Source organism: Variovorax sp. 01N429 (genome assembly GCF_056399425.1).
On record NZ_JBFTRG010000007.1, the window covers coordinates 285,754 to 308,284 of the forward strand.

Annotated in this window: 21 protein-coding genes; all 21 read right to left on the reverse strand. The window is 63.3% G+C overall.

What is annotated here, in order from left to right; translation table 11 throughout:
- Nucleotides 1–5: 5 nt before the first annotated feature.
- Nucleotides 6–2,477 carry a flagellar biosynthesis protein FlhF gene (gene flhF / locus AC1DSF_RS15415; protein WP_478183063.1) on the reverse strand — a complete coding sequence of 824 codons (2,472 nt, stop codon included), beginning with the start codon at nucleotides 2,475–2,477 and terminating at the stop codon, nucleotides 6–8.
- Complete coding sequence (flhA, locus tag AC1DSF_RS15420; RefSeq protein ID WP_478183064.1) at nucleotides 2,474–4,567, reverse strand: flagellar biosynthesis protein FlhA; 2,094 nt, start codon at nucleotides 4,565–4,567, stop codon at nucleotides 2,474–2,476. Before flhA ends, flhF begins: the two co-directional genes overlap by 4 nt.
- Nucleotides 4,564–5,706 (reverse strand): flagellar biosynthesis protein FlhB, encoded by a 1,143-nt coding sequence (flhB, locus tag AC1DSF_RS15425; protein WP_478183065.1) that lies wholly within the window; start codon nucleotides 5,704–5,706, stop codon nucleotides 4,564–4,566. Before flhB ends, flhA begins: the two co-directional genes overlap by 4 nt.
- A gap of 80 nt (nucleotides 5,707–5,786) precedes the next feature.
- Nucleotides 5,787–6,428 carry a protein phosphatase CheZ gene (gene cheZ / locus AC1DSF_RS15430; RefSeq protein WP_478183066.1) on the reverse strand — a complete coding sequence of 214 codons (642 nt, stop codon included), beginning with the start codon at nucleotides 6,426–6,428 and terminating at the stop codon, nucleotides 5,787–5,789.
- A gap of 11 nt (nucleotides 6,429–6,439) precedes the next feature.
- Complete coding sequence (gene cheY, locus AC1DSF_RS15435; RefSeq protein WP_478127093.1) at nucleotides 6,440–6,826, reverse strand: chemotaxis response regulator CheY; 387 nt, start codon at nucleotides 6,824–6,826, stop codon at nucleotides 6,440–6,442.
- A 29-nt stretch (nucleotides 6,827–6,855) separates the two neighbouring features.
- Nucleotides 6,856–7,881: a protein-glutamate methylesterase/protein-glutamine glutaminase gene (locus AC1DSF_RS15440; RefSeq protein ID WP_478183087.1), complete on the reverse strand. Its 1,026-nt coding sequence runs from the start codon at nucleotides 7,879–7,881 to the stop codon at nucleotides 6,856–6,858.
- Nucleotides 7,882–7,937: 56 nt separating this feature from the next.
- A complete protein-coding gene (gene cheD / locus AC1DSF_RS15445; RefSeq protein ID WP_478183067.1) occupies nucleotides 7,938–8,597 on the reverse strand; it encodes a chemoreceptor glutamine deamidase CheD in 660 nt (219 codons plus the stop codon).
- Entirely contained in the window at nucleotides 8,594–9,460 is an 867-nt protein-coding gene (locus AC1DSF_RS15450) for a CheR family methyltransferase (RefSeq protein WP_478183068.1), read from the reverse strand. The genes cheD and AC1DSF_RS15450 overlap by 4 nt, the downstream gene beginning before the upstream one ends.
- 68 nt (nucleotides 9,461–9,528) lie before the next feature.
- The gene (locus AC1DSF_RS15455; protein ID WP_478183069.1) at nucleotides 9,529–10,875 is read right to left on the reverse strand and encodes an EAL and HDOD domain-containing protein; all 1,347 of its coding nucleotides are present in this window, start codon (nucleotides 10,873–10,875) and stop codon (nucleotides 9,529–9,531) included.
- Between the two features lie 75 nt (nucleotides 10,876–10,950).
- Nucleotides 10,951–12,984, reverse strand: coding sequence for a chemotaxis protein CheA (gene cheA / locus AC1DSF_RS15460; protein WP_478183070.1), 2,034 nt, complete (start codon nucleotides 12,982–12,984; stop codon nucleotides 10,951–10,953).
- 15 nt (nucleotides 12,985–12,999) lie between these two features.
- A complete protein-coding gene (gene motB / locus AC1DSF_RS15465) occupies nucleotides 13,000–13,929 on the reverse strand; it encodes a flagellar motor protein MotB (protein WP_478183071.1) in 930 nt (309 codons plus the stop codon).
- A 1-nt stretch (nucleotide 13,930) separates the two neighbouring features.
- Nucleotides 13,931–14,791 (reverse strand): flagellar motor stator protein MotA, encoded by an 861-nt coding sequence (gene motA / locus AC1DSF_RS15470; protein ID WP_478127052.1) that lies wholly within the window; start codon nucleotides 14,789–14,791, stop codon nucleotides 13,931–13,933.
- Between the two features lie 67 nt (nucleotides 14,792–14,858).
- Nucleotides 14,859–15,476, reverse strand: coding sequence for a flagellar transcriptional regulator FlhC (flhC, locus tag AC1DSF_RS15475; protein WP_478127053.1), 618 nt, complete (start codon nucleotides 15,474–15,476; stop codon nucleotides 14,859–14,861).
- Nucleotides 15,473–15,826, reverse strand: a complete 354-nt coding sequence (gene flhD, locus AC1DSF_RS15480) for a flagellar transcriptional regulator FlhD (RefSeq protein WP_478145729.1) — start codon at nucleotides 15,824–15,826, stop codon at nucleotides 15,473–15,475. Before flhD ends, flhC begins: the two co-directional genes overlap by 4 nt.
- A gap of 309 nt (nucleotides 15,827–16,135) precedes the next feature.
- Nucleotides 16,136–16,429 carry an EscU/YscU/HrcU family type III secretion system export apparatus switch protein gene (locus AC1DSF_RS15485; protein ID WP_478127055.1) on the reverse strand — a complete coding sequence of 98 codons (294 nt, stop codon included), beginning with the start codon at nucleotides 16,427–16,429 and terminating at the stop codon, nucleotides 16,136–16,138.
- A complete protein-coding gene (gene fliK, locus AC1DSF_RS15490; protein WP_478183072.1) occupies nucleotides 16,426–17,709 on the reverse strand; it encodes a flagellar hook-length control protein FliK in 1,284 nt (427 codons plus the stop codon). The genes AC1DSF_RS15485 and fliK overlap by 4 nt, the downstream gene beginning before the upstream one ends.
- 16 nt (nucleotides 17,710–17,725) lie before the next feature.
- Nucleotides 17,726–18,058: a flagellar protein FliT gene (locus tag AC1DSF_RS15495; RefSeq protein ID WP_478127057.1), complete on the reverse strand. Its 333-nt coding sequence runs from the start codon at nucleotides 18,056–18,058 to the stop codon at nucleotides 17,726–17,728.
- A gap of 37 nt (nucleotides 18,059–18,095) precedes the next feature.
- Nucleotides 18,096–18,518 carry a flagellar export chaperone FliS gene (fliS, locus tag AC1DSF_RS15500; protein WP_478183073.1) on the reverse strand — a complete coding sequence of 141 codons (423 nt, stop codon included), beginning with the start codon at nucleotides 18,516–18,518 and terminating at the stop codon, nucleotides 18,096–18,098.
- Between the two features lie 19 nt (nucleotides 18,519–18,537).
- Nucleotides 18,538–19,986 (reverse strand): flagellar filament capping protein FliD, encoded by a 1,449-nt coding sequence (fliD, locus tag AC1DSF_RS15505; protein ID WP_478183074.1) that lies wholly within the window; start codon nucleotides 19,984–19,986, stop codon nucleotides 18,538–18,540.
- Between the two features lie 155 nt (nucleotides 19,987–20,141).
- The gene (locus AC1DSF_RS15510; protein WP_478127060.1) at nucleotides 20,142–21,869 is read right to left on the reverse strand and encodes a FliC/FljB family flagellin; all 1,728 of its coding nucleotides are present in this window, start codon (nucleotides 21,867–21,869) and stop codon (nucleotides 20,142–20,144) included.
- Nucleotides 21,870–22,027: 158 nt separating this feature from the next.
- Nucleotides 22,028–22,348: a flagellar hook-basal body complex protein FliE gene (fliE, locus tag AC1DSF_RS15515; RefSeq protein WP_478127061.1), complete on the reverse strand. Its 321-nt coding sequence runs from the start codon at nucleotides 22,346–22,348 to the stop codon at nucleotides 22,028–22,030.
- Nucleotides 22,349–22,531 lie beyond the last annotated feature (183 nt).

The window sequence follows — 22,531 nt, forward strand, 5'->3', positions numbered from 1 at the left end:
GCTCCTCAATCTTGCTTCTCCATCGGCTTCGGCTGCTGCGTAGGCGCGGTCGATTCGGTCCCGAGCGCCTCCAGCAACAGGAAGAGCTTGCTCACGCCGACATACAGCGCGTTTCCGGTCAAAGGCCGGCTCGACCGCACAGGACGCCCCGTCAACTGGTTGAGCAGCATTCGCGTGCGCTCGGCCCACTCGCCGTCTGCATGCAGCAGACGCCAGACGGTCGTGCCGACTTGTCCGGCGATCAACAGCCGCTTCATCATGTCGGGGTCACCCAGTTCACCGATGCCGCCGACGAGTTGCACGCCCTGGCGGATCAGCCGGAAGCACGGCTCCGCTTCAGCAGCCCATGACTGCCACTGCGCGAGCTGCCGGGCCGATACATGCATGCCGATGTTCGACAGCAGATACGTCTGCGCGATGATCTTGTTGCCCCGCGCATCGGTCACGCGCGTCACCACGCAGCGCAACGTCGGCACAGTGCATTGGTCAGGGATGCCGCGAAGTTGCACTTCGACATGGGCTTCGCACTGCATCGCCGCCTTGCCGCGGAACATCACCACCCTCGCCTCACCGAATGCATATTCGAGGCGCGACAGCTTGCTCGATGCGCCGTTCTGCGGATCGATCACGCCCGTCGAGCCCGGCGCGCGCGCAAACCACTTCTGCCCTTGCGCCTGCCATTCAGCCATGAACTCGAAGGCGGGCAGACGCGGCAGCGCATGCACGAGCGCTTTGCCGAAATCCTGCTGCCGGAGCCATTGCACCTGTCGCGCGCCGGGCTTGCGTCGCGCATCGGCGCCGCCACCCACAGCCGCTGTCGACAGCCACTGGTTGGGCGCGGAAAGCGGTTGGCCGGTGCGGTCCGACATCAGAAGGCTGCCCTGGCATTCATAGGCATCGCCGCCTTCGTTCGAACGCAGGCCGACTTGTCCGCTCAGCGCCAACACATGCTGGTCGCAACCGCCCGCGATCTCGCCGCGAGCGTGGGTCATGAGGTCCTGCAGCACTGTCTTCTGGACGACGCCTTCGTCACCCGCATTGCGCCAGAGGCGGCGTGCTGCCTCGAAGCCGATCGGCGCGCCCGCGAGCGCACCGGCAGCCGTTGCGAGCTCCTGCGCGTCGTGTGCCATGGCGCGGATGAGGTTCTGGTATTGCGTGCGAAGCCGGTCGGCTTCCGCGCGTGCCTGGACGACTTGCGCCGAAGGCGCCGCGCCCGAAGGCTCGTCCTGCATGTCGATCTCCGCGGGCACGAAGAGCGGGTTATGCCGGCGAGGCTGGAACACACTGTCCACCAACTGTGCGCGATCGGCCTGCATCAGATTCTCCGGCACCTTCTGGCCGCTGGAGATGTAGTGCACCGGGAGCCGGTGGCGGATCACGGTGTCGATGAGCGCACCCGGATGCGTGGCCTCGTCGACCTTGGTGAAGATGCAGCCGGCCAGCTCGTTGCCACCGCCATGGCGATAGGCGTGTACGACTTCATTGAGCGTGTCGCCGTGGCTCGTTGCATTCAAGAGCAGCAGCCGCTTGACGGGCCGATGGCTGTTGCACAGCATCGCGATCTGATCCGAGACCGCACGGTCGCGCTGGCTCATGCCGACGGTGTCGATGAGCACCATGTGCTTGTCGCGCAGGTCCTGCAGCACGAGGTGCAGATCGGCGGCGTCCTTCACGCCGTATACCGGCACGTTGAGGATTTGTCCGTAGATGCGCAATTGCTCGTAGGCGCCGATGCGATAGCTGTCGGTGGTCACCAGCGCCAGCTTGTCGGCGCCGAAGCGCATCACGCAGCGCGCGGCCAGCTTGGCGGTCGTGGTGGTCTTGCCGACACCAGTGGGTCCCATCAGCGCATACACCCCGCCTTGCGCCAGCAGGGCATCTTCATCTTCAAACACGGGCACGGCGCGAATCAACTCGGCCCGGGCGAAGGCCATGCCTTGCGCGTAGGTCTGGCCTGTGGGCAGCTTTTCCAGCATGGCCTTCGACAGGCGCGCGCTGAAGCCGGCACCGAGCAGCGTTCGCAGCAGGCGGCCACGCACGGGATCCTGCCGCTGCTTGTCGTTCCACACGACGCTTGCGAGTTGCTCTTCGAGCATGCCGCGCATGGAATGCAGTTCGTTGAGAACAACGTCGGTGTGAACAGGCGCGGCCTCTGGCTCGGCCTTTGCCGCCACTGCAACCGGCGGCACAGTTGGCCGGACCGGCGCCATCGGCGCAACCGGCGCCAGCGGCGTCGGCGGCGTCGGCGAAGCAATCGGCTCAGCGGCCTTCGCGGACACCATCGGCACTGCGCTTCGGAGCGCCTGCGTAACGTCGCCTTCGACCATCGCCACGATCTCGACGCCGTCGGGCAGCGCCCGATTGCTCAACACGATGGCCTCGGCGCCGAGGGCTTCGCGCACCAGGCGCAGTGCTTCACGACTGGTCGTGGCAACGAATTTGCGGGCCGTGGCCCGCACGTCTGTAGAAATACTCAACCTCTTCCTCCAATGGTGGCGGTGACTTTGATGTTGCGAGCGTCAGGGATCTCCGCATGGGAGAGCACCTTGAGTTGCGGCAGGCTGCGGCGCAGGAAACGGGAAAGCAGGACGCGCAAGCCGTGCTGAACGACGAGCACCGGTGCAAGGCCCATCTGCTCCTGTCGTGCGATGGCTGCCTGTGTCTGGCGCAGCAGGTTGTCGGCGAGTCCGGGCTCGATGCCGCTGCTGCTGGCCATCGCCTGCTGCAGCACGCCGTCGAGCGAACCGTCGAGCCCGATGACCTGCAATTCCGTGTCGCCGGGGAACAGGTGCTGCACGATCGCGCGGCCCAGCGCGAGGCGCGCCAGCGTCGTGAGTTCGGTCGCGTCCTTCACGGCCGGCGCGTGCTCGGCCATCACGTCGAGGATGGTGCGCATGTCGCGGATCGAGACTTCCTCGTCGAGCAGGTTCTGCAGCACCTTGTGCAGCGTGCTCAGCGAGACGACCTTCGGCACGAGGTCCTCGGTGAGCTTGGGCGCCGTCTTGGCGATCTGGTCGATCAGTTGCTGAACTTCCTGGCGGCCGAGCAGTTCGGCAGCATGCGTCTGGATCAGGTGGTTCAGGTGCGTCGCCATCACCGTACAGGCATCGACCACCGTGTAGCCGTAGATCTGTGCTTGCTGGCGCAGGTTGCCGTCGATCCACACTGCCGGCAGCCCGAAGGCCGGGTCCTGCGTCACGGTTCCCGTCAAGGTGCCGGTGACCTGACCGGGGTTGATCGCCATCCACTGGTTGGGGAAAGCCTCGCCGCGCCCGATCTCCACACCCTTGAGGCTGATGACGTAGCTGTTCGGCTTGATCTCCAGGTTGTCCCGAATGTGGACCACCGGAACGAGGAAGCCGATCTCCTGCGCAATCTTCTTGCGGATACTCTTGATGCGGCCGAGCAGTTCGCCTTGCTGCGACTGGTCCACCAGCGGGATCAGGCGATAGCCGACTTCCATGCCCAGCGGATCGACCAACGCGACGTCGTCCCAGGTGGCCTCCGCCGCTTCGGGCGACGGCATCACCGCAGCCTGCGCCGCAGCCGTCTGCTCCGCGGTGACGACCGGCTTGCGGAGGAACACACGCCGGCCGGTCCAGGCCAGGCCGCCCGCGATCAGCAGGAAGGCCAGGTTCGGCATGCCCGGGATCATGCCCATCAGGCCGATGATCCCGGCGGTCAGAAACAGCACTTGCGGGTTCGAGAAGAGCTGGCCCGTCAGTTGCCGGCCCACGTCCTCGTCCGTCGCAACGCGCGACACGATCACGCCGGCCGCGGTCGAAATCACCAGTGCCGGAATCTGCGCGACCAGGCCGTCCCCGATCGCGAGCAGCGTGTAGGTCGTTCCGGCCGTCGAAAAGTCGAGGCCATGCTGCACGACGCCAACGACGAGCCCGCCGATGATGTTGATGACCATGATCAACAAGCCGGCAACCGCATCGCCACGCACGAACTTGCTCGCACCGTCCATCGAGCCATAGAAGTCCGCTTCCTGCGCGACTTCGGTACGGCGCTTGCGTGCGACGTCTTCGCCGATCAGGCCGGCATTCAGGTCGGCGTCGATCGCCATCTGCTTGCCCGGCATCGCATCCAGCATGAAGCGCGCGCCGACTTCCGCGATGCGGCCCGCACCCTTGGTGATCACCATGAAGTTGATAAGCACCAGGATGATGAACACCATCACGCCCACAGCGAAGTTGCCGCCGACCAGGAAGTGCCCGAAGGCCTCGATCACCTTGCCTGCCGCGTCGGGCCCGGTGTGCCCGTGCATCAGCACCACGCGGGTCGACGCCACGTTGAGCGACAGCCGCAGCAGCGTGGAAAAGAGCAGCACCGCCGGAAAGGCAGCGAAGTCCAGCGCCTTCATGGTGTACATGCTCACCAGCAGCACCATCACGGACATCGCGATGTTGAAGGTGAACAGCAGGTCCAGCAGGAAGGCCGGCAGCGGCAGCACCATCATGCTCAGGATCATGATGATGAGGATCGGCCCGGCCAGCCCCTTGAATTGGCTGCCGGAGAACATTTGCGTCGGCAGACGCATCAGGTTTGCCATCGAGTTCATGCGGCCTTCACGGTGTATTCGAGTGATTCAGGGATCGGCAGGTCGCGCGGCGTTCGCGGCGCTTCGCCGCCTTCGTCCTTCCAGCGCTTGAGCTGGTAGACCCATGCGAGCACCTCGGCCACGGCCGTATAGAGGCCCGACGGGATCTCGTCGCCCAGCTTGGTGTGCTTGTAGAGCGCCCGCGTAAGAGGCGGCGCTTCGAGGATCGCAACCTTGTTGGCTGCAGCGATCTCACGGATGCGCAGGGCCACCTGATCGGTGCCCTTGGCCACCACGCGAGGGGCGCGCATGTCGCTGTCGACGTATTTCAGTGCCACGGCAAAGTGCGTGGGGTTCGTCACGATGATGTCCGCCTTGGGCACTTCGGACATCATCCGGCGCCGGGCAACCGCCTGTTGCTGGCGGCGGATCTGCGCCTTGATGTGCGGGTCGCCTTCGCTTTCCTTGTGCTCCTGGCGAAGGTCTTCGCGCGACATGCGCAGCTTGCGGTAGTAGGTCCACAGCTGCCAGGGCACGTCGATCAGCGCAACCAGAAGCAGTGCGCCTGCAATCAACGCGCAGTTGCGTCCGACGAACATCATGGTTTGCGGCAGCGCGGCGCTGGCCGGAAGCGCCGTCAGCTGGATCACCCCGGCAATGTTGCGTGAGATGACCAGGTACGCCACGCCGCCGATCAGCATCGACTTGGCCAGTGCCTTGGTCAGCTCCACCAGCGATTGCGTGGAGAACATGCGCGCCACGCCGGCCAAGGGATTGAGCTTGCCGAAGTTGGGCGAGACCGCCTTGCCCGAGAACAGCCAACCGCCAAGCAGCATCGGTGCGACGACGGCGGCCACTACCATCATCGCGAAAAGAGGGGCGAGGGCCAGCAACGTCTGCAGTGCCATCGCTCCGGTACGCAGCATCATCTGCGACGGATCGAACACCGCGTCGCGTTCGAAGTGCAAGCCCTTGCGGAGCGCAGCGTCCATGGTGCCGCCGAGGGACGCTGCCGAGAACCACAGGCCTGCGATGGCCGTGCCCAGCATCACGAACGTGGTCAGTTCCCGCGAGCGGGCCACGTTGCCTTCTTCGCGCGCCTTCTCCAGGCGCCGCGCAGAAGCCGGTTCGGTTTTTTCGAGATCGCTTTCCTCAGCCATGGCTGATTATTCGATTCGTGGGCCCCGAACAATCGCCCGATCAAGCGTGCTATCGCCCTCCTTCTCTGCGAATCAAGTGATCAGAAGCCGAGGCTTTCCAGCAGGTCGTCGACCTGCGACTGGTCCGTCACCGCGTCGGGATTCCCCGGCACGATCTGCGGCCCGTTCATCAGGTTGTTGCTGCTGATTTCCTGTCGCTTCTCGGCGGGCGAGTTGTCGATCAGCACCTGCAGCAGTTGCGTCTCGACCTCGTTGACCACTTCCATCATCTTCTTGATGACCTGGCCGGTCAGATCCTGGAAATCCTGCGCCATGAGGATTTCCATCAGCTGGGAGTTGATCGCGCTCGCCTTCTGCGGCACGTCCAGCAGGTAGCCGCGCGTGTCCATCACCAGTTCGCGCGCGTGGTCCAGCTCGATCGGGTTCGCAAACCATTCGTCCCAGCGTTTGCTCAATCCTTTCGCATCGCTCGCGAGGCCTTCCTGGAGCGGCTGCGCCACGTCGATGGCATTGAGCGCCCGGTGCGCCGCGCGCTCCGTGGTCTCGGCGACATAGTTGAGCCGGTCCCTTGCGCCGGGGATGGCCTGGGCGGCCTTTTCCACCTGCTTGTCCAGGCCCAGCTCGCGCATGCCTTCGCGCAACTGGCGCGTCAACTGCCCGATGCGGCCCAGCAGTTGCTCGGCGGTGTTCCCCTGTTCTCGTTCGGAGGGGTTTGGGTTCATGGCTTGCCCCCTTACTTGTTCAATTTCTCGAAGATCTTGGTGATCTTCTCTTCGAGCGTTGCGGCCGTGAATGGCTTGACCACATAGCCGTTTGCACCGGCCTGGGCCGCAGCGACGATGTTTTCCTTCTTGGCTTCGGCGGTCACCATCAGCACGGGAAGCTTGCCCAACTCGGGGTCGGCACGAATGGTCTGCAGCATCGTGAGGCCGTCCATGTTCGGCATGTTCCAGTCCGACACCACGAAACCGAAATTGCCGCCGCGCAGCTTCTCGATGCCGGCGGCGCCGTCTTCCGCTTCGTCGACATTGAGGAAGTCGAGTTCTTTCAGAAGATTGCGCACGATGCGCCGCATGGTGGGGAAGTCATCCACAACCAAAATTTTGATGCTCTTGTCGATCACGATTTCTCTCACTCCAACAGTTCGTTTCAAACCCGATTCGTACGCGCACCGAAAGTGCGCAAATGCGCCAGCACGCGCCGGCTCATTTCTCCCAGTGGTGCGACTTCATCAGCCGCACCCAATGCAATCGCCTCCTTCGGCATGCCGAAGACGACGCAGCTCGCCTCGTCCTGCGCCAGCGTGTAGGCTCCGGCCCGTTTCATGCGCAGCAAGCCTTCGGCGCCGTCCCTGCCCATGCCGGTGAGGATCATCCCGATGGCGTTCTTGCCGGCGTGCTTGGCCGCCGAGTCGAACAGCACGTCGATGGAGGGACGATGGCGGTTCACCGGCGGCTCCTGATCGAGATGCGCAACGTAGTTCGCGCCGCTGCGGCCCAAGGAGAGATGGAATGCGCCAGGCGCGATGTAGGCATAGCCAGGCAGCACACGCTCGCCGTGCTCGGCCTCCTTGACGGTGATGCGGCAGAGCCCGTCCAGGCGCTGCGCAAAAGAGCGCGTGAATCCCGCCGGCATGTGTTGCGCGATGAGCACCGCCGGACAATCCGGCGGCAATGGCTGCAGCACCTCGCGAATGGCTTCGGTGCCACCGGTCGACGCGCCGATGATGATGAGCTTTTCGGTACTCAGCAGAGGGCTGCGCAGCAGCGCTTCCGGCGGAGCATCGCCCGTCGACCTAGCCGGTCCACCATGGCGTGAAGGCAGCAGGCGCGCGCTGAAGGCAGTACGGATCTTGCCGGTGATCAGCTCCGTGTAGTTGAGCAGGCCATCGCGCACGCCGAGCCTCGGCTTGGTGACGAAGTCGATGGCACCGAGCTCCAAGGCACGCAGCGCGATCTCCGAGCCGCGTTCGGTCAACGAAGACACCATCACGACCGGCATCGGGCGCAGGCGCATGAGCTTGTCGAGGAACTCGAGCCCGTCCATGCGCGGCATCTCGACGTCGAGTGTCAGCACGTCGGGGTTCGTGACCTTGATGAGGTCGCGCGCCACCAGCGGATCGGCCGCGGTGCCAACCACCACCATATCGGGCTGGCTGTTGATGATTTCGGTCATCACGCTGCGTATCAGCGCCGAATCGTCGACGCACAGCACCTTGATCTTGTTCGCGCTCACCAGTTGCCTTTGTTCTTGGCCACGGACATCGTCTCAGCCGCGGAATTGTTGGACTTGTAAGGGCTGAGGCCTGGGCGAGGCGCGGCCAGCTTGCGAAAAAGCTCGCCCTCTTCTTTTTGAATCAACTGCACATCGGCGCTTGCGCGGAGCTTTCGCACCACGGCCTTTCCACTGGCCGGCATGAAGCACACGCGTCGCGCGTGCTGCCCCCGCAGATCCTGTGCGGCGACGCTGATTCGCTCGGCGTTCAGGTAGCGCAGCACGAAGTCCGCATTGCGATCGCCGATGTTGAGCGTGGTCATGTTCGCGAGCACCGCCGCGCCGCCGAACACCTTGGCCTGCAGGCGATCGCGGCGCGCACCCGAGCGGATCAGCTCGCGAATGAGCACGTCCATCGCATAGGCGCCGTAGCGCATGGATTCGGTCTGGTCGCGCGCGGTCGAATCGCCTTCCTCGGGCAGCATGAAGTGGTTCATGCCCGCCACTCCGTTGTCGATGTCCACAATGCACGCCGCCACGCACGAGCCCAGCACCGTCGTCAGCACCGTATCGGTCGTCGTCACGTAGTACTMCGAAGGCAACAGCTTCACTGCCATCTCGCCGACGTCGCGATCGAAGTAGTGGTGGGTCGCGACCGCGCCCGGCACGGCGGTCATGGGGACACCTTGGCCCCGCCTCGCGCGAGTTCGTACACCGTGTGGCCCAGCGGCTTGAAGGTCTGGTTCACAAGCGAAGCGTTTTCCGAATGGCCGGCAAACAGCAGGCCGCCGGGCTTCAGCAACGGCGCGAAGCGGTCCAGCACCTTCTTCTGCGTCGGCTTGTCGAAATAGATCATCACGTTGCGGCAGAAGATCGCGTCCACCGGGTCCTTGACCGACCACGACGGGTCGAGCAGGTTGAGCCGCGAGAACTTCACCATGGCGGCCACCTCGGGGCGGATGCGCACCTTGCCGGCGTTGGAGCCCGTGCCCTTGTTGAAGAAGCGTCGCAGACGTTCCGGCGAGAGCCGTGCGACCTGCTCGCTCGTGAAGACGCCGGCCGCCGCCTTGGCAAGCACCGCCGTGTCGATGTCCGTCGCGATCACCTTCGCCGAAGCCGCGCGCTCCCCGAGCGCCTCAATCAGGGTGATGGCAATCGAATAGGGCTCCTCGCCGGTCGACGCGGCCGAGCACCAGATGGTGATCGGCTGCTGCAGCTTGCACGCATGCTCGGCCAACACCGGAAAGTGATGGGCCTCACGAAAGAACGAGGTCAGATTGGTCGTCAGCGAATTGATGAACGACTGCCACTCCTCGCCGTCCTGACGAGATTCAAGCAGGTCGAGGTATGACGAGAAGCCCGAGAGCTGCAGTTCCCGAAGCCGGCGCGAAAGCCGGCTGTAGACCATCTGCCGCTTCTGCTCGCCGAGCGCGATGCCCGCGCGACGATGAATGAGCGTCCTGATCTTCGAGAAGTCGCTGTCGGTGAAATGGAATTCAGTGTTCACGGCCGATGTCTGTGCATGGCTTTCAATGTACATAGCAGGCTCTCGTCGCAATGGGTCGATCAAGGGGGCATTTGCGGCGCATATCGCAACATGCGGCGGGCTCAGTCCGTGCGGTCGAGTGCGCTGGCCTCGTGCGACCAGACCATCGCGGCAAGATGAACCGCGTTCACCTGGCCGGCACTCACGAAGAGCGCTTCTGCGCGGCGCGCGGCTTCCGCGCCGTCGGTCTCGCAGGCCTCCACCAGCGCAAGAAACGGCGCATAGACGCCCTTGCGCTCGAGGATCGCCTGTTGCACCGAATCGGCGAGTTGCACCTTGGCGAGCACTTCCGCCATCGGAATGCCCAGCAGTTGATCGATGAGCGAGAGCATCCCAACGACGAACAGGTTGTCGGATTCGCTCGGAGGCAGCATGCCCTGCCCCATCAGCTCGACGAAGCGTCCGCGCAAGATCGCCTGCTTCATCATGAACGGCGAGCTCGCCCTGTTGCTGGTGGCAAGCAGTATCGACAGCCACCGAAAAAGCGGCGAATAGCCCAGCATGGCCACCGCATGGCGCAAGGAGGTGATCTCCACGCCCGCTCCGATGGCCGGTGAGTTGATGTGGCGCAGCAGGCGGTAGGTCAGTGCCGCATCGCGCTTCAGAGCCGATTCGATGGAGCGCACGTTCTCGTTGCGCTGGAGCATGTGCATCAGCCGCACGATGAGCACTGATTCGGGCTGCAGCGAGTCGCCGGTGAGCTCCACCAGCGGACGGCCCTGTGTTCCGTCGACGAAGACATCCACGCGCCGACCGGCCAGTGCCTCGAAGTCGCTCCAAGCCTTCATGCGAGTTGCGATCAACTGCATGGGCGGGCGGCCGGGCTCTTCGTTGAGCCGGATTTGCGCGATCAGCTCCGGATCGCCCTCGCCGACGTCCAGGTGCGTGACGATCTCCAGTAACTCAGGCTCGCTCGGCAGCGCCTTGGCGCCCCTCAGCATGAAGCTGAAGCCCTGCTCACGCAGGAAGAGCAGCATCGAACGCGTGTCCGCATCCGCCATGTCTTCCATTCCCATGCAGAGGACCACGTTGCCGGATGGGAGGCTCTGCAACTCGTTGAGAAAGAGCGCGTCGACCGTCACGTCCAGAAACGCGACAAGCTGCCCAAGCCGCCAGCCACCGTTGGCAGCGACGAGGTGTTTGGAGATGCACGACAGGAGCGCCCTGAACTGGGCCGAAGCATCCGGCAAAGCCGAATCGTCGCCGACGGCACGCCAGCCGAAGCGGTAGCCCTTGACGCGCATTTGTGCGTCGAGCTGCAGCGCATAGCTGATGTAGCCGTTGGACTCGGATGACAGCAGCGCGTCTTCGACACTCCGGCCGGCGTTCTCATCAGTCTGGCCCGGCGCGGCCCCGGGAACAATCGTGCCATCCGTCGATACCGGGCGGCGGAAAAAGTCAAAGCGCATTGCGGGGGTCTCCGTCAGAAACTTGAATCAAGCACCCCGTCTCAACAGGATGGCCGGGGCAATGCATGGAAAGGATCAGGCAGCGATCGCCGTCATCCTCGAAGCACCGGCCAGTGCCGCGGCCCCCGCGGCCTGCGCGCGCTGGATGCGCGGCATGGCTGCGACGTCGATGATGAAAGCCACGCTGCCATCGCCAAGAATGGTCGCCGCGGAAATACCGGGGACCTTGCGGTAGTTGGTCTCCAGGTTCTTCACCACCACCTGGTGCTGGCCGAGGAGCTCGTCGACCATCAACGCAAAGCGTGTGTCGTCGGCCTGCACGATGACGAGAATGCCCTGCGTCGGATTCACCTGCGCTGCGGCGACGTCGAAGACGCGATGCAGTTCGATCAGCGGCAGGTATTCGCCGCGCACCTTGATGACGTGGCCGTCGCTCGTGATCGAATGCAGATGGTCCGGCAGCGGCTGCAGCGACTCGATGACGTAGCTCAAGGGCAGGATGTAGGCTTCGTTGCCGACCTTGACAGACATGCCATTGAGGATCGCCAGCGTCAGCGGCAGCACGATGCGCGTGGTGGTGCCGTGTCCGCCGCGCGAGTGGATTTCCACGTGGCCGCCCATCTCCTGGATGTTGCGCTTGACCACGTCCATTCCGACGCCGCGTCCCGAGATGTCGGTAATCTGCTCGGCCGTCGAAAAGCCCGGCGCGAAAATCAGCTGCCACACTTCTTCGTCGGGCATCGACTCGTTGACCGGCAGGCCCTGTTGAATGGCCTTGGCGAGGATCTTCTCGCGATTGAGCCCGGCGCCGTCGTCGCTCACTTCGATCACGATGTTGCCGCCGTGATGCTGCGCGGACAGCAGCAGTTGGCCTGTCGCGTCCTTGCCCTTCGCGAGCCGGACGTCCGGCGTCTCGATGCCATGGTCGAGGCTGTTGCGCACGAGGTGCGTGAGCGGGTCGACGATGCGTTCGATCAAGCCCTTGTCGAGCTCCGTCTCCTTGCCGAAGGTGTCCAGCCGGACCTGCTTGCCGAGCTTGGCGCTGACGTCGCGGATCACGCGCGGGAAGCGGCTGAAGACGTAGTCCATCGGCATCATGCGAATCGACATGACCGATTCCTGCAGGTCGCGCGCGTTGCGCTCCAGATGGCCGAGGCCGCTCAGGAAGCGCTCGTACGCCACCGGGTCGAGCATGGTGGCCGCCTGCGTCAGCATCGATTGCGTGATGACGAGCTCGCCGACGAGGTTGATGAGCTGGTCGACCTTCTCGACGTCCACGCGAATCGAGCTGGATTCCTTGCCGCCCTGCGCCGCCGGCTGTGCTGCCTGTGCGACCGGTGATGCAACCGCCGCTGCCTGCGGCTTTGCGCTCTCGGCGGGCTGCGCCACGGCCGGTTCAGCCGCTGGCAATGCTGGAGCCGGTGCAGCTTCTGCGGCAGCGCCCCGCGCAATGTCGATCTGCGATTCATCGATGACGAAGCAGCAAACGGCAATGATGTCGTCCGGCTCGCAGGTGGTCTCGAGCATCACGGTCAGCTGATCGTTGGTGCGCGTGCGCGATACGACCTTGCCGAGGTTGCCCAGTTCGTCCGCCAGCAGATCGCATTCGCTGTCCGACAGGCCCGACAGGCGGATGCACAACGTGCCCGGGGCTGCGGCAGGCGCTGCAACGGGCGCGGGCGCCGGAGCGGCCACTGGTGCAGCACCGGGCTTGTCCCCGCCGCTGTTTTCAAGTGCGAGTTGCTGAAGCACCGCGCAGATCTGCGCGACTCGCGCGGGCTCGGGCTCTTTGCCCGCCTGATAGGCGTTGAGTTGTTCTAGCAAGGCGTCCTTCGTTTCCAAAAAGGCATCGATCATCGGACCGCTCAGGCGAAGCTGCCCGTGGCGTGCCCGGTCCAGGAGGTTCTCCAGCAGGTGCGTCGTTTCGGTCAACGCAGTGAAGCCGAAGGTGGCCGCGCCGCCCTTGATCGAATGGGCCGCGCGAAAGATGGCGTTGAGCTGCTCGCTGTCCGGCGAGGCCACGTCGATTTCGAGGAGCAGTTGCTCCATCTGCGCCAGAAGCTCGATGGCTTCGACAAAGAATGCTTGGGAAAACTGGCTGAGGTCCATCTTGATGTTCCGCTGTTATTGCGTCGCTGCTGAAGGCTTGAGAGACGACGACTTCACGATGTCGCCGCCTGCGTCGGCGGACAGCGACGTGCCGGCCCTGGTGGTGGCGACTTCGCCGCTGTTCTCGCGTTCGATGCGATCCTGCGTCTGCCGGTTGAGCAGGATGATGCTGATGCGTCGGTTGATCGGATTGCGCGGGTTCGCGTTGTCCAGATGCATGCTGTCGGCCAAGCCGACCACGCGCAGGACCTTGCCTTCGGTCATTCCGCCGGTGACGAGCTCGCGCCGCGACGCGTTCGCGCGGTCCGCCGACAGCTCCCAGTTGCCGTAGGCCTTGTCTCCATTGGAGTAGACGATCGCATCGGTGTGTCCCGACAGCGTGATCTTGTTCGGCAGGTCGTTCAGCGTCGGGCCGAGTTCGCGCAGGATCGCGCGCATGTGCGGCACCACGCGCGCGCTGGCGAGATCGAACATGGGGCGCTTGTCGCTGTCCACGATCTGCAGGCGAAGGCCCTCCGTGGTGATGTCGATCAGGATCTGCGAGCGGAATTGCTTGAAGACGGGGCTATTCTCGATGAGCGAATCCAGGCGCTTCTTCATGTCGGCCAACCGTGCGGCGTCCTCCATCTCCTCGCGTTCGGCGTCGGAGAGCTTCACTTCGCCTTCGGTCTGCATGACGTCGGCGCCGCCGCCAGGAATCATGCTGGTGCTCAGGCTGCTCTTCTCGCCGCCGGCCAGCGCGACCTTCAATGGCATGCGGAAGTGCTCGGCAATGCCCTCGCGCTGCTTGGGCGACGAGATCGACAAGAGCCACATGACGAGAAAGAAAGCCATCATGGCCGTCATGAAGTCGGCATAGGCGATCTTCCAGCCGCCGCCGTGATGGCCGCCGCCGTCGCCCGCGGCAACCCGCTTGACGATGATGCGGTTCTTGTCTGCGGACACGTCAACGCGCCTTGACTTCGCGGACGTGGTCGTCCAGTTCGGTGAATGACGGGCGCTCTGTCGAGAAGAGCACCTTGCGGCCGAACTCCACGGCCAACTGCGGTGCGTAGCCGTTCAGGCTCGCGAGCAGCGTGACCTTGGCGCACTGGTAGACCTTCATGCCCTCTTCCACCTTCTGGTCGATCACGGTCGCCAGCGGCGTCACGAAGCCATAGGCCAGGAGCACGCCGAGAAAGGTACCGACCATCGCGTGCGCAATCAGCGCGCCCATCTCCGAAGGCGGCAGGTTGGCCGAACCCAGTGCATGCACAACGCCCAGCACTGCCGCGACGATGCCCAGCGCAGGCAGTGCATCGGCCACGCGCGCAAGGCTGTGCGAAGGCACTTCGGCCTCATGGCGGATGGTCTCGATTTCATGGTCCATCAGCGCCTCGATTTCGAAAGCGTCGGTGTTGCCGCTGATGAGCAGGCGCAGGTAGTCGCAGAGGAACTCCATCACGCCCGCGTCCGCCATGATCGACGGGTAGCGATTGAAGATCTCGCTTTCGGCCGGCGACTCGACGTCGTTCTCCAGCCGCATCATCCCTTCCTTGCGTGCCTTGGCGAGCAGTTCATACAGCAGCGCGAGCAGGTCCATATAGAGCTGCCGGTTGTGCTTGGACGTACGCAGCAGCAGCGGCAGTTCCTTCATCGTCGCCTTGATGACTTTGCCGTTGTTGCCGGCGATGAAGGCACCGAGTGCGGAGCCGCCGATCATCAGCAACTCGACCGGCTGGAACAGGACGCCAAAATGCCCGCCCATGATGGCGTAACCCCCGAACACGGCCCCGAGGACCACCAGATATCCAACCAGCACGAGCACACGAGTCCCCTTCGCCCTGAGGCGTCAATTCAAAAAGCCTGAAAGCCTGGATTTCGACCAGACCTGTTCAGCGGGCGGCGTCCCCTGTGGCAGACAGGACGGGTTCCGCCAGCGGCGGAAGCGAGGCGTCGGAAGCGGCTTGCGCCTCCGGGTCGAGGTCGATGCGCTTGGGGCCGCGCGCCTTGCCCGCACGCGAAGGCGGCCGGCAGAGAACACACACATAGCCGCGCTTGTTGTCGTGCGCATGCGCGACGAATTGCCCGCCGCAACGGCTGCAGGCGCTCAACTGGAGCATGTCGCTGTCGAAAAAGCGGACCATCGTGTAGGCACGTGTGAAATCCAGCACGACTTCGCCCCCGTGCGCCTCGATTTGCTCCATATAGAGCCGATAGCTCTTGATCAACGCCTGGAGTTCGCTTTCATTGGCTTCCACCAGCATGAAGCGGTACATGTTGTAGAACATCGACGAGTGGATATTCGCCAGCCAGGTCATGTACCAGTCGGTTGAAAACGGCAAAAGGCCCTTGGGCGGCGAAACACCCTTCAATTCCTTGTAGAGCCTGATCAAGCGCTCGCGACTGAGCCCGACTTCCGCCTCCAGGAATTGAAGACGGGCCCCGAGCTCGATGAGCTCAATTGCCAATTGAACCTGGCGAACTTCGCCGAGAACGCTTTTCTTGGTCATGCCATTGCGCCCGTTTCGCGTGCCTGCATTTGCCGGGCCGCCATCAGGATGGCCATGTGCGCCTGCTGCAGGGTCGAGTCCTTGCCTTCGCCAAAGACGGCGAACATGGGGTGATCGTCGAGCCGAAAACTGCAAAGCAGAAAATTCGAAGCTGCCAATTTGACGATCTGCGTGAGCGACATATTTGCCAGCAAATCGGCCAATTCACGACCCACACCCAATCTGTACATCGCCGCGGCACGATCTTGTTTGGCAAGCTTCTGTGCAAGCAGCATATAAGCGAGATTAATGTCGCCTATCTCTTTCGAGATTTCGCCATTGTTCACGCCGCTGTCATTTTCCAATTCCACTCTGCACTCCGTTTGGTTCGGTATCTAGTCTAAACACAAAATTTACAATCTTTAACACTCATCCAACACTATCGCGGAAAGTGAGACTTTTCTTACAAGCCCGTCAGCCTCGGGGCACATGCAAAGCCTTTTGTATTCTTTATGTAAGACAAAGGCATACATCTAAACATCCGACAGCGTTCAATTGGAGTATTAAAAAAGTATTAAGGACAGATTTACTTTCCTGAATGCCGGCTTAATTCAAAACCTTCTCAATGAAATTTCATTCATGTCGAACCACAAGATTCCATAAATAGAGCGTGAAATATTTCATGCCGCACGCGCCCGTGACGCTTGAGCGTCACCTTCGAGACCGTGAATCCACACCATGACCTCGGCGACGGCGAGGTACAGCGCCGGCGGGATCTGGCGATCGAGGTTCACTTGCATCAAGAGCTTGACCAGCTCCGGTGAGGAATGGACGTAGAGCCCGTTCGCCCTGGCCTCTCGCATGATCGATTCCGCCACCACCCCGTAGCCCTTCGCCACCACGACCGGCGCCTTGGAGGAATCCGCATGAGACAGCGCCACGGCGCCACGGCGATCGTCGGCCAATGCGTTCATGGCTGCGGCTCCATGGCCTCGACGTGAAGCTCCTGCAGGCGCAGTCCCGCGGTCTTCATGCGCCGCGAGAGTTCGCCGCCATCGGCGCGCATGCGCTCGACCGTCGACGCGTCGCGCGCTTTCAGTCGTGCTTGCACGCTGTCGCCACTGAGGCTCAAGCGAAGATCCACGGCGCCGAGGCGCGGCAAGTCGAGCGCTACGGTAGTCGACCATGGCCGCGGGGCTTCTTCCTCGCCGGCGCCACGCCCTTCGTTGTATCCGCGGTCTGCGCGCTCTTCGGTCTGTTGATGCACCGACCAATCCATCGGCACACCGGGCCAAGCCTGGCCATTCCACCTGAAGACGGACGTGGCGAGCAAATCGAGTTGCTGGTGCACCAGCGTCACTGCCTGCGGATGAATCATCTCGGCCGCAGCCGGCGAGCTGGCAATCGAGGCAGCTGCCACATGGCGCGAAGCCGTCGCTTCGGCCGCCTTGGCTGTGGGTGTGGCATCGCGGTCGATGATGGGTGCCGCTTCGCTCCAGCGGTAAGCCGCCTGCACGCGAGCAACGTCGGGATGAGCAGCATCCGCCTCCGCAACAGCCGCATGGTCGCTCGGCAAGTGCGGGGCGGCCGGCGGCTTCGCATCGGCGTGCATGGGGCGGGCACTGTCCGCTGGGCTCTGCCTGGATGACGCATCCTGGAGGATCGTGTCCGCCGAAGTGCCCGTTGATGCGACGGTCTGCTGAGAAACATCGCTCCAGGCGCCCGCGGCGGGGGCCGTCGACGTCGAGGTCGTTGTGCTCGTCGGCATGAGGCCAGCCCACCGCGCTTGCGGCTCGCGCGCGATTTGCGCCAGCGTGCGGCTGCCTGCCGCGAACTCGGCGAGGTGCGATTCGTAGAAGATCCCGCTTTCCGCCACTGTCTGCGAGAGCGCCCCTGCCACCGCAGCCGCTGACGGCCTCTGCGCCGAAGGCAATGCCGGCGCCGGGCCGCGCACGGGACCTGCGTCGCCATGGAGGTCCGCCAACAAGGCGCTGATAAGGCGGGCAGTGACGGAGAGCTCCGCTTGCACGGAGCGCGGAGCGCCTTCGGGATGCGGCGTGCCCGGGGCTCCCGCAGCAATCAGCCGATCGAGCGCGGCATTGGAAGGCAGCCGCACGTCGTTGCCGACTTTGCCCACACCGAGCACCGGGCCGGGTGCGCCGATCTCCGCCTCACCCTTGATCGCGAGCACATCCAGCCGCGGCAAAGCCTTTGCCGTCAGCAGGGTGTCGATCAATCCGGACAGTCCGATCATGGCGATGTCGAGCTATTCAGTGCGAAGGGCCGTAGGCCTTGCCGAGGCTTCGCTGCTGGCTCAGGAAGCTCATGCGTTCGATGAGCTGCACGATCTGCGGCTTGACGAGTTGGCACACTTCTTCCTGGTCGGCACGAATGCGCCCGATCAGCCGTCCGATCTCATCGAGCTGCGCCGGTTCCAGCGTCTCGAGCGGCTCCAGCACCTTGAGCCGGTCGACCACTGCCGAGCATTGCGCTTCGAGTTCGGGAAGCCGACCCCATTCCTTTGACCGCGCGAGGTCCGCCATGAGCGCAACGCGCGAAGCCAGTTGGTCGTAGCAATGCACGACTTCACTCCTGATTGACATGTTGTCCCTTGTGTCTTTCATTGCCGCACCAGCCGCATCAACCGCGTGCAGCACCGGCGTCAATCTCGCGCCATGCCGAGCCGATGCTTTCGAGAAGTTGCTCTGCTTCGCCCAGCGCCTGCACGTCATTGCGCAGGTTGGCGAACATGAGCCGCTGGATGACATAGTCGTAAAGCGCGGACAGGTTCGCCACCAGCGCCTCGCCGGCAGACCCCGCCGCATTCGCATCGAGGCTGGCCTTGAGGCCGTTGTCGACGATGCCGATGGCATTGGAGATCGCAGTGCCCTTGGCGACGATTTCGCCGGCCACCATGTGGTGGCGCGCCATGCCGATCGCCGTCTTGGCGCCATCGAAGAGCATGCAGATGAGCTGGTGCGGCGAAGCGCTCATCGCGCTCGTTTCCACGCCCAGGCGCGCATACGCGCCAGCGCCGGACCTGAATTGGTGTGATGTGTACATACGAGCCTCCGCAATCTGCTTACTTCTTGCTCACGTTGTTCATGGCGTTGAACTGCTGGGTCAGGTAGTTCATGGTGCTGTTCATGCTGCTGACCAGAACGTCGAGGGCCGTGAACTGCGTGCGGTAGCGGTCCATCGTGGCGTCGACCCGCGTCTGCATCGCGGCGTATTGCACATCGAGTTGCTTGATCGTGGCAGTCACGCCGTCGGTCGCCACCTTAAGGCTGCCGCCCGTCTTGTTGAGGTCGTCAACGATCGACGAGATCTGCTTGCCATAGCCAGCTGTGCTGGTGGCATCGCTTGCGAAGAGCTTCGAGACGCCCTCCAGGTTGGTGTCGAGTGCCTTCGAGAGCTTGGTCGAGTCCACCGCAAGCGTTCCATCCTTCTGGAACGACACACCGATCTCCGTCAGCACCTTCATGTCATTGGGGCCACCACTCTGGGGGGCGGTGAGCGCCTGGCGAATACGGGTCTGGAGATTGCGCAAGGTCGAGTCGCCGACGAGCGCGGCGGCGGTCTTGGTGTCCGCGTCGTAGCTGGTCAAACTGGTCGCGGTGCTTTGCAGGCTGTTGTAGGCCTTGACGAAGTCGTTGATTGCGGATGTCACCGATGTCGTGTTCGCCTTCATCGAAAGGCCTGTCGTACCGGTCTGCACCAGATTGATCGTGGTGCCTTGAATGGCTTCCTTGACGGAGTTGGTGGCGCTGGTGATTGCAATGCCATTGACGTTCAGCTTCGCGTTCTGTGCCGCGAGCGTCTGCTGCAGGTTCTGGGTGCCTGCCGGGTCGTTGTTCAGGAGGTTCTGGAGCGGAGCATCGCCGGCGACTGAAATCCGCATGCTCGAGGACTCTCCGGTCTGCGAGGAGACCAGCACCAGCCGAAAGGGTGTGCCGCTGCCGTCATTGATGATGCTGGCAGTGACGCCCGCATCGGCCGCGTTGATGGCGTCGCGGATGCCGCTCAACGTGTTGTTGCTCGAATCGATGGTGATCGACTTTGCGGGGCGCGTGGCATCCGCAGTGAAGCTGGCACCGCTGTACTTGCCAGTCGCCGCGTCCAGGGTGCCGCCGGTGATAGTGCCGAAATCGATCGTGATCTTGCCCTTGCCGATGGCCGTGGTGGTGCTCGACTGTCCCGCTGCAATTGCCGATTGAGCCTGCGCCAGTTGCGAGACCGTGATGTTGTAGTTGCCCGCCGAACTCGCGTCGGTGGACGAAGCGGACAGGATTCCGCTCACCGTGGGCGTACCGGTCACGGTCTGGAACAACGCCGGATCGGCCAGCTTCTTTGCCGCGGCTTGAAGCGTGCCGAGCGCGCTCTGCACCGTGCCGTAGGCCGACAGCTTGCTCGTATAGCTTTTTGCAGTCGCATCGAGCGCCACCAGCGGCTGGCTTTCAGCCGTCTGGAGTTGGGTGAGGAGGCTGCTCAGGTCAAGATTGGAGCCGACGCCGACGCTGCTGATGGTCATGTTGTTGTTCCTGGATTGCTATGAACAATTTCGCTTTCCTCTGGAGCCTCGCCACCGGTGTGGCCACAGAGGAAAGCGCAGGCCGAGGCCTGCGGCCACCAGGACCTTCCCTTGCGGGAAGGACCCGGGGCTTGCTCCTGTTCTCCCTTTCGCGATTAACGCAGGAGGGACAGCACGCCTTGCGTGGTCTGGTTGGCCTGCGCCAGGACCGAGGTACCGGCTTGTTGCAGGATCTGGGCGCGCGTCATGTTCGACACTTCCACCGCATAGTCCGCGTCTTCGATGCGCGAGCGCGACGACGACAGGTTGGTGATCGTGGTGCCGAGGTTGGCGATCGTCGAGTCGAAACGGTTCTGCACGGCACCCAGCGAAGAGCGCAGCTTGTCGACCTTCGACAGGGCGGCGTCGATGGCCTTGAGCGGATCGGCTGTCGACGTGTTGCCACTGCGAGCGTTCAGGGTGAACGTGCCAGCCTTGGCCGAGTCGTCGTAGACCGCATTGCCTGCGCCGTCCGTCACTGCGCCATTGGCGTGCTCGAAGTACGAGGTCGTGGTGGTCGTTGCGGTGGTCAAGGCACCCGCTGCATCGGTGAATGCCGCTGCGCCACCGACCGTGACAGCACCGTTGGCTGCCACGTCATAGGTGGTCGGGCCACCGGCGGCAACGGTGGCGGAATAGCCAGCCGCATTGCCGAGGTTCGTGAGCGCTGCGGCAGAAATCGTCGCGCCGGTCACGTCGAAGACGTCCCCAGTCGCCGAGTCAGCAGTCAAAGTCGTGCTGCCCACTTTGATCGTGCCACCCACACCGTCAGTACCGTTGGACAGGGCGGCCAGAAGGTCACCAGCAGCAGCTGCGGTGGCCAAGTCGGCACTGCCCGCGCCGTTGACGTTGGCTTGCGTCAGGGTACCGCCGCCGTTCTTGGTCAGATTGCCGGTTGTGTCCAGGTACAGAGCCGTGCCGTCGTCAGCCGCGGTGAGTTTGCCGGCGCTGTCGATCAAAACGTCCTGCGACGTGCCGCCGATGGTGATCGTGGCGGCCTTGCTCCCGCCTGCGGCGGGCGTCAGGAAGCTGCTGCTGTTGGCCGTAGAGACATCGGCAACATCGAAGGAGAACGAGCTGTTGGCCGCGCTGTAGGTGTAGCTCGCGGTAGCTGCCTTGCCGAAACCCGTGTCCGTACCAGTGTAGGCAACGGAATCGCCCGTAGCCAGCTTGGACATCACATTGGCCGAGGTCGCCGCCTTGTTGGGGGTGACCACATCCCACTGCTGAGTGCCGTTGACGAGAGAACCCTTGGTAGCGCCAGCCAACACCAGGTCGTCCTTGGTGGTCGCCTTGTTCACCGTCCCGATACCGTTGACGTTGAAGCTCTCCAGGCCCAGCGTCTTGGCGCTGATTTCTTGCAGGTCGATGTCGATGGTTTCGCCATCGTTCGCACCGACTTGCACCGTCAGCTTGCCGGCGTCGGCCGAGAGGACCTTCACGCCGTTGAACTGGGTCTGCTGCGAGACGCGGTTGATTTCGTCCAGGCGCTGCGTGATTTCACCCTGGATCGAATCCAGGTCGCTTTGCGAGTTCGTGCCCGTGGCGGCTTGCACCGACAGTTCGCGAACGCGTTGCAGGTTGTTGTTGACTTCGGTCAGCGCGCCTTCGGTCGTTTGAGCGATCGAGATGCCGTCGTTGGCGTTGCGCGATGCTTGCGTCAGGCCCTTGATGTTGGCCGTGAAGCGGTTCGCGATGGCTTGGCCGGCGGCGTCATCCTTGGCGCTGTTGATGCGCATGCCGGAAGACAGACGCTCGATGGCCGTGTTCAGCGACGACTGCGACTTGTTGAGATTGTTCTGCGTGAGCAGCGAGAGACTGTTGGTGTTGATGACTTGCGCCATGCTCGACTCCTGTTGACAAAGGTTGTGGACTACTTCCGGCCTCTGGCCGTAACGCTGGACCTGAACTCACCGTGAGACTCAAGCCATCGTTGGTGTTGTTATCGGCAGCAGTTTCCAAACCTTTAGGGACGTGTCGGAGAAAACCCTGGACGAGCCAACTACGCGGGGAGGTTCATGACCTCCTGATAGGCAGACACGAGGCGATTGCGCACTTGCAACCCAGTCTGGAACGCGACGTTCGCCTTCTGCAGGTCGACCATCACGTCATTGAGCGCGACGCCCGGCTTGCCAAGTTCGAAAGCTTCCGCCTGGCCGTAGGCCCGCGTCTGCGCACCGCTGATGTTGTCGAGCGAACGCTTGAGTTCGGCAGCAAAACCGCCCGCCTCCGCGGGAGCTGCGGGCGTGGTGGGCGCAAAGCCGGCTTGCAGCGCGGTGACCCGCATCTGTTGCAAGACGGATTCGATGGCGGAGATCGACATGGAAGGACTTTCTCTGGAGAGCTTTGAGCTGGATATGGAAGCGCCTTGGCGCTCCCCCGTCCTTTCAGCGTAACAAGGGAAGGTCCCTATGCAAGCGGTCAACAGACGGGAAAAACCACCGCTGTTCAGCCCATCGAAATTGTTACGCCTGCTGACAATCGATCGCGAAACGACAAGTCCGTT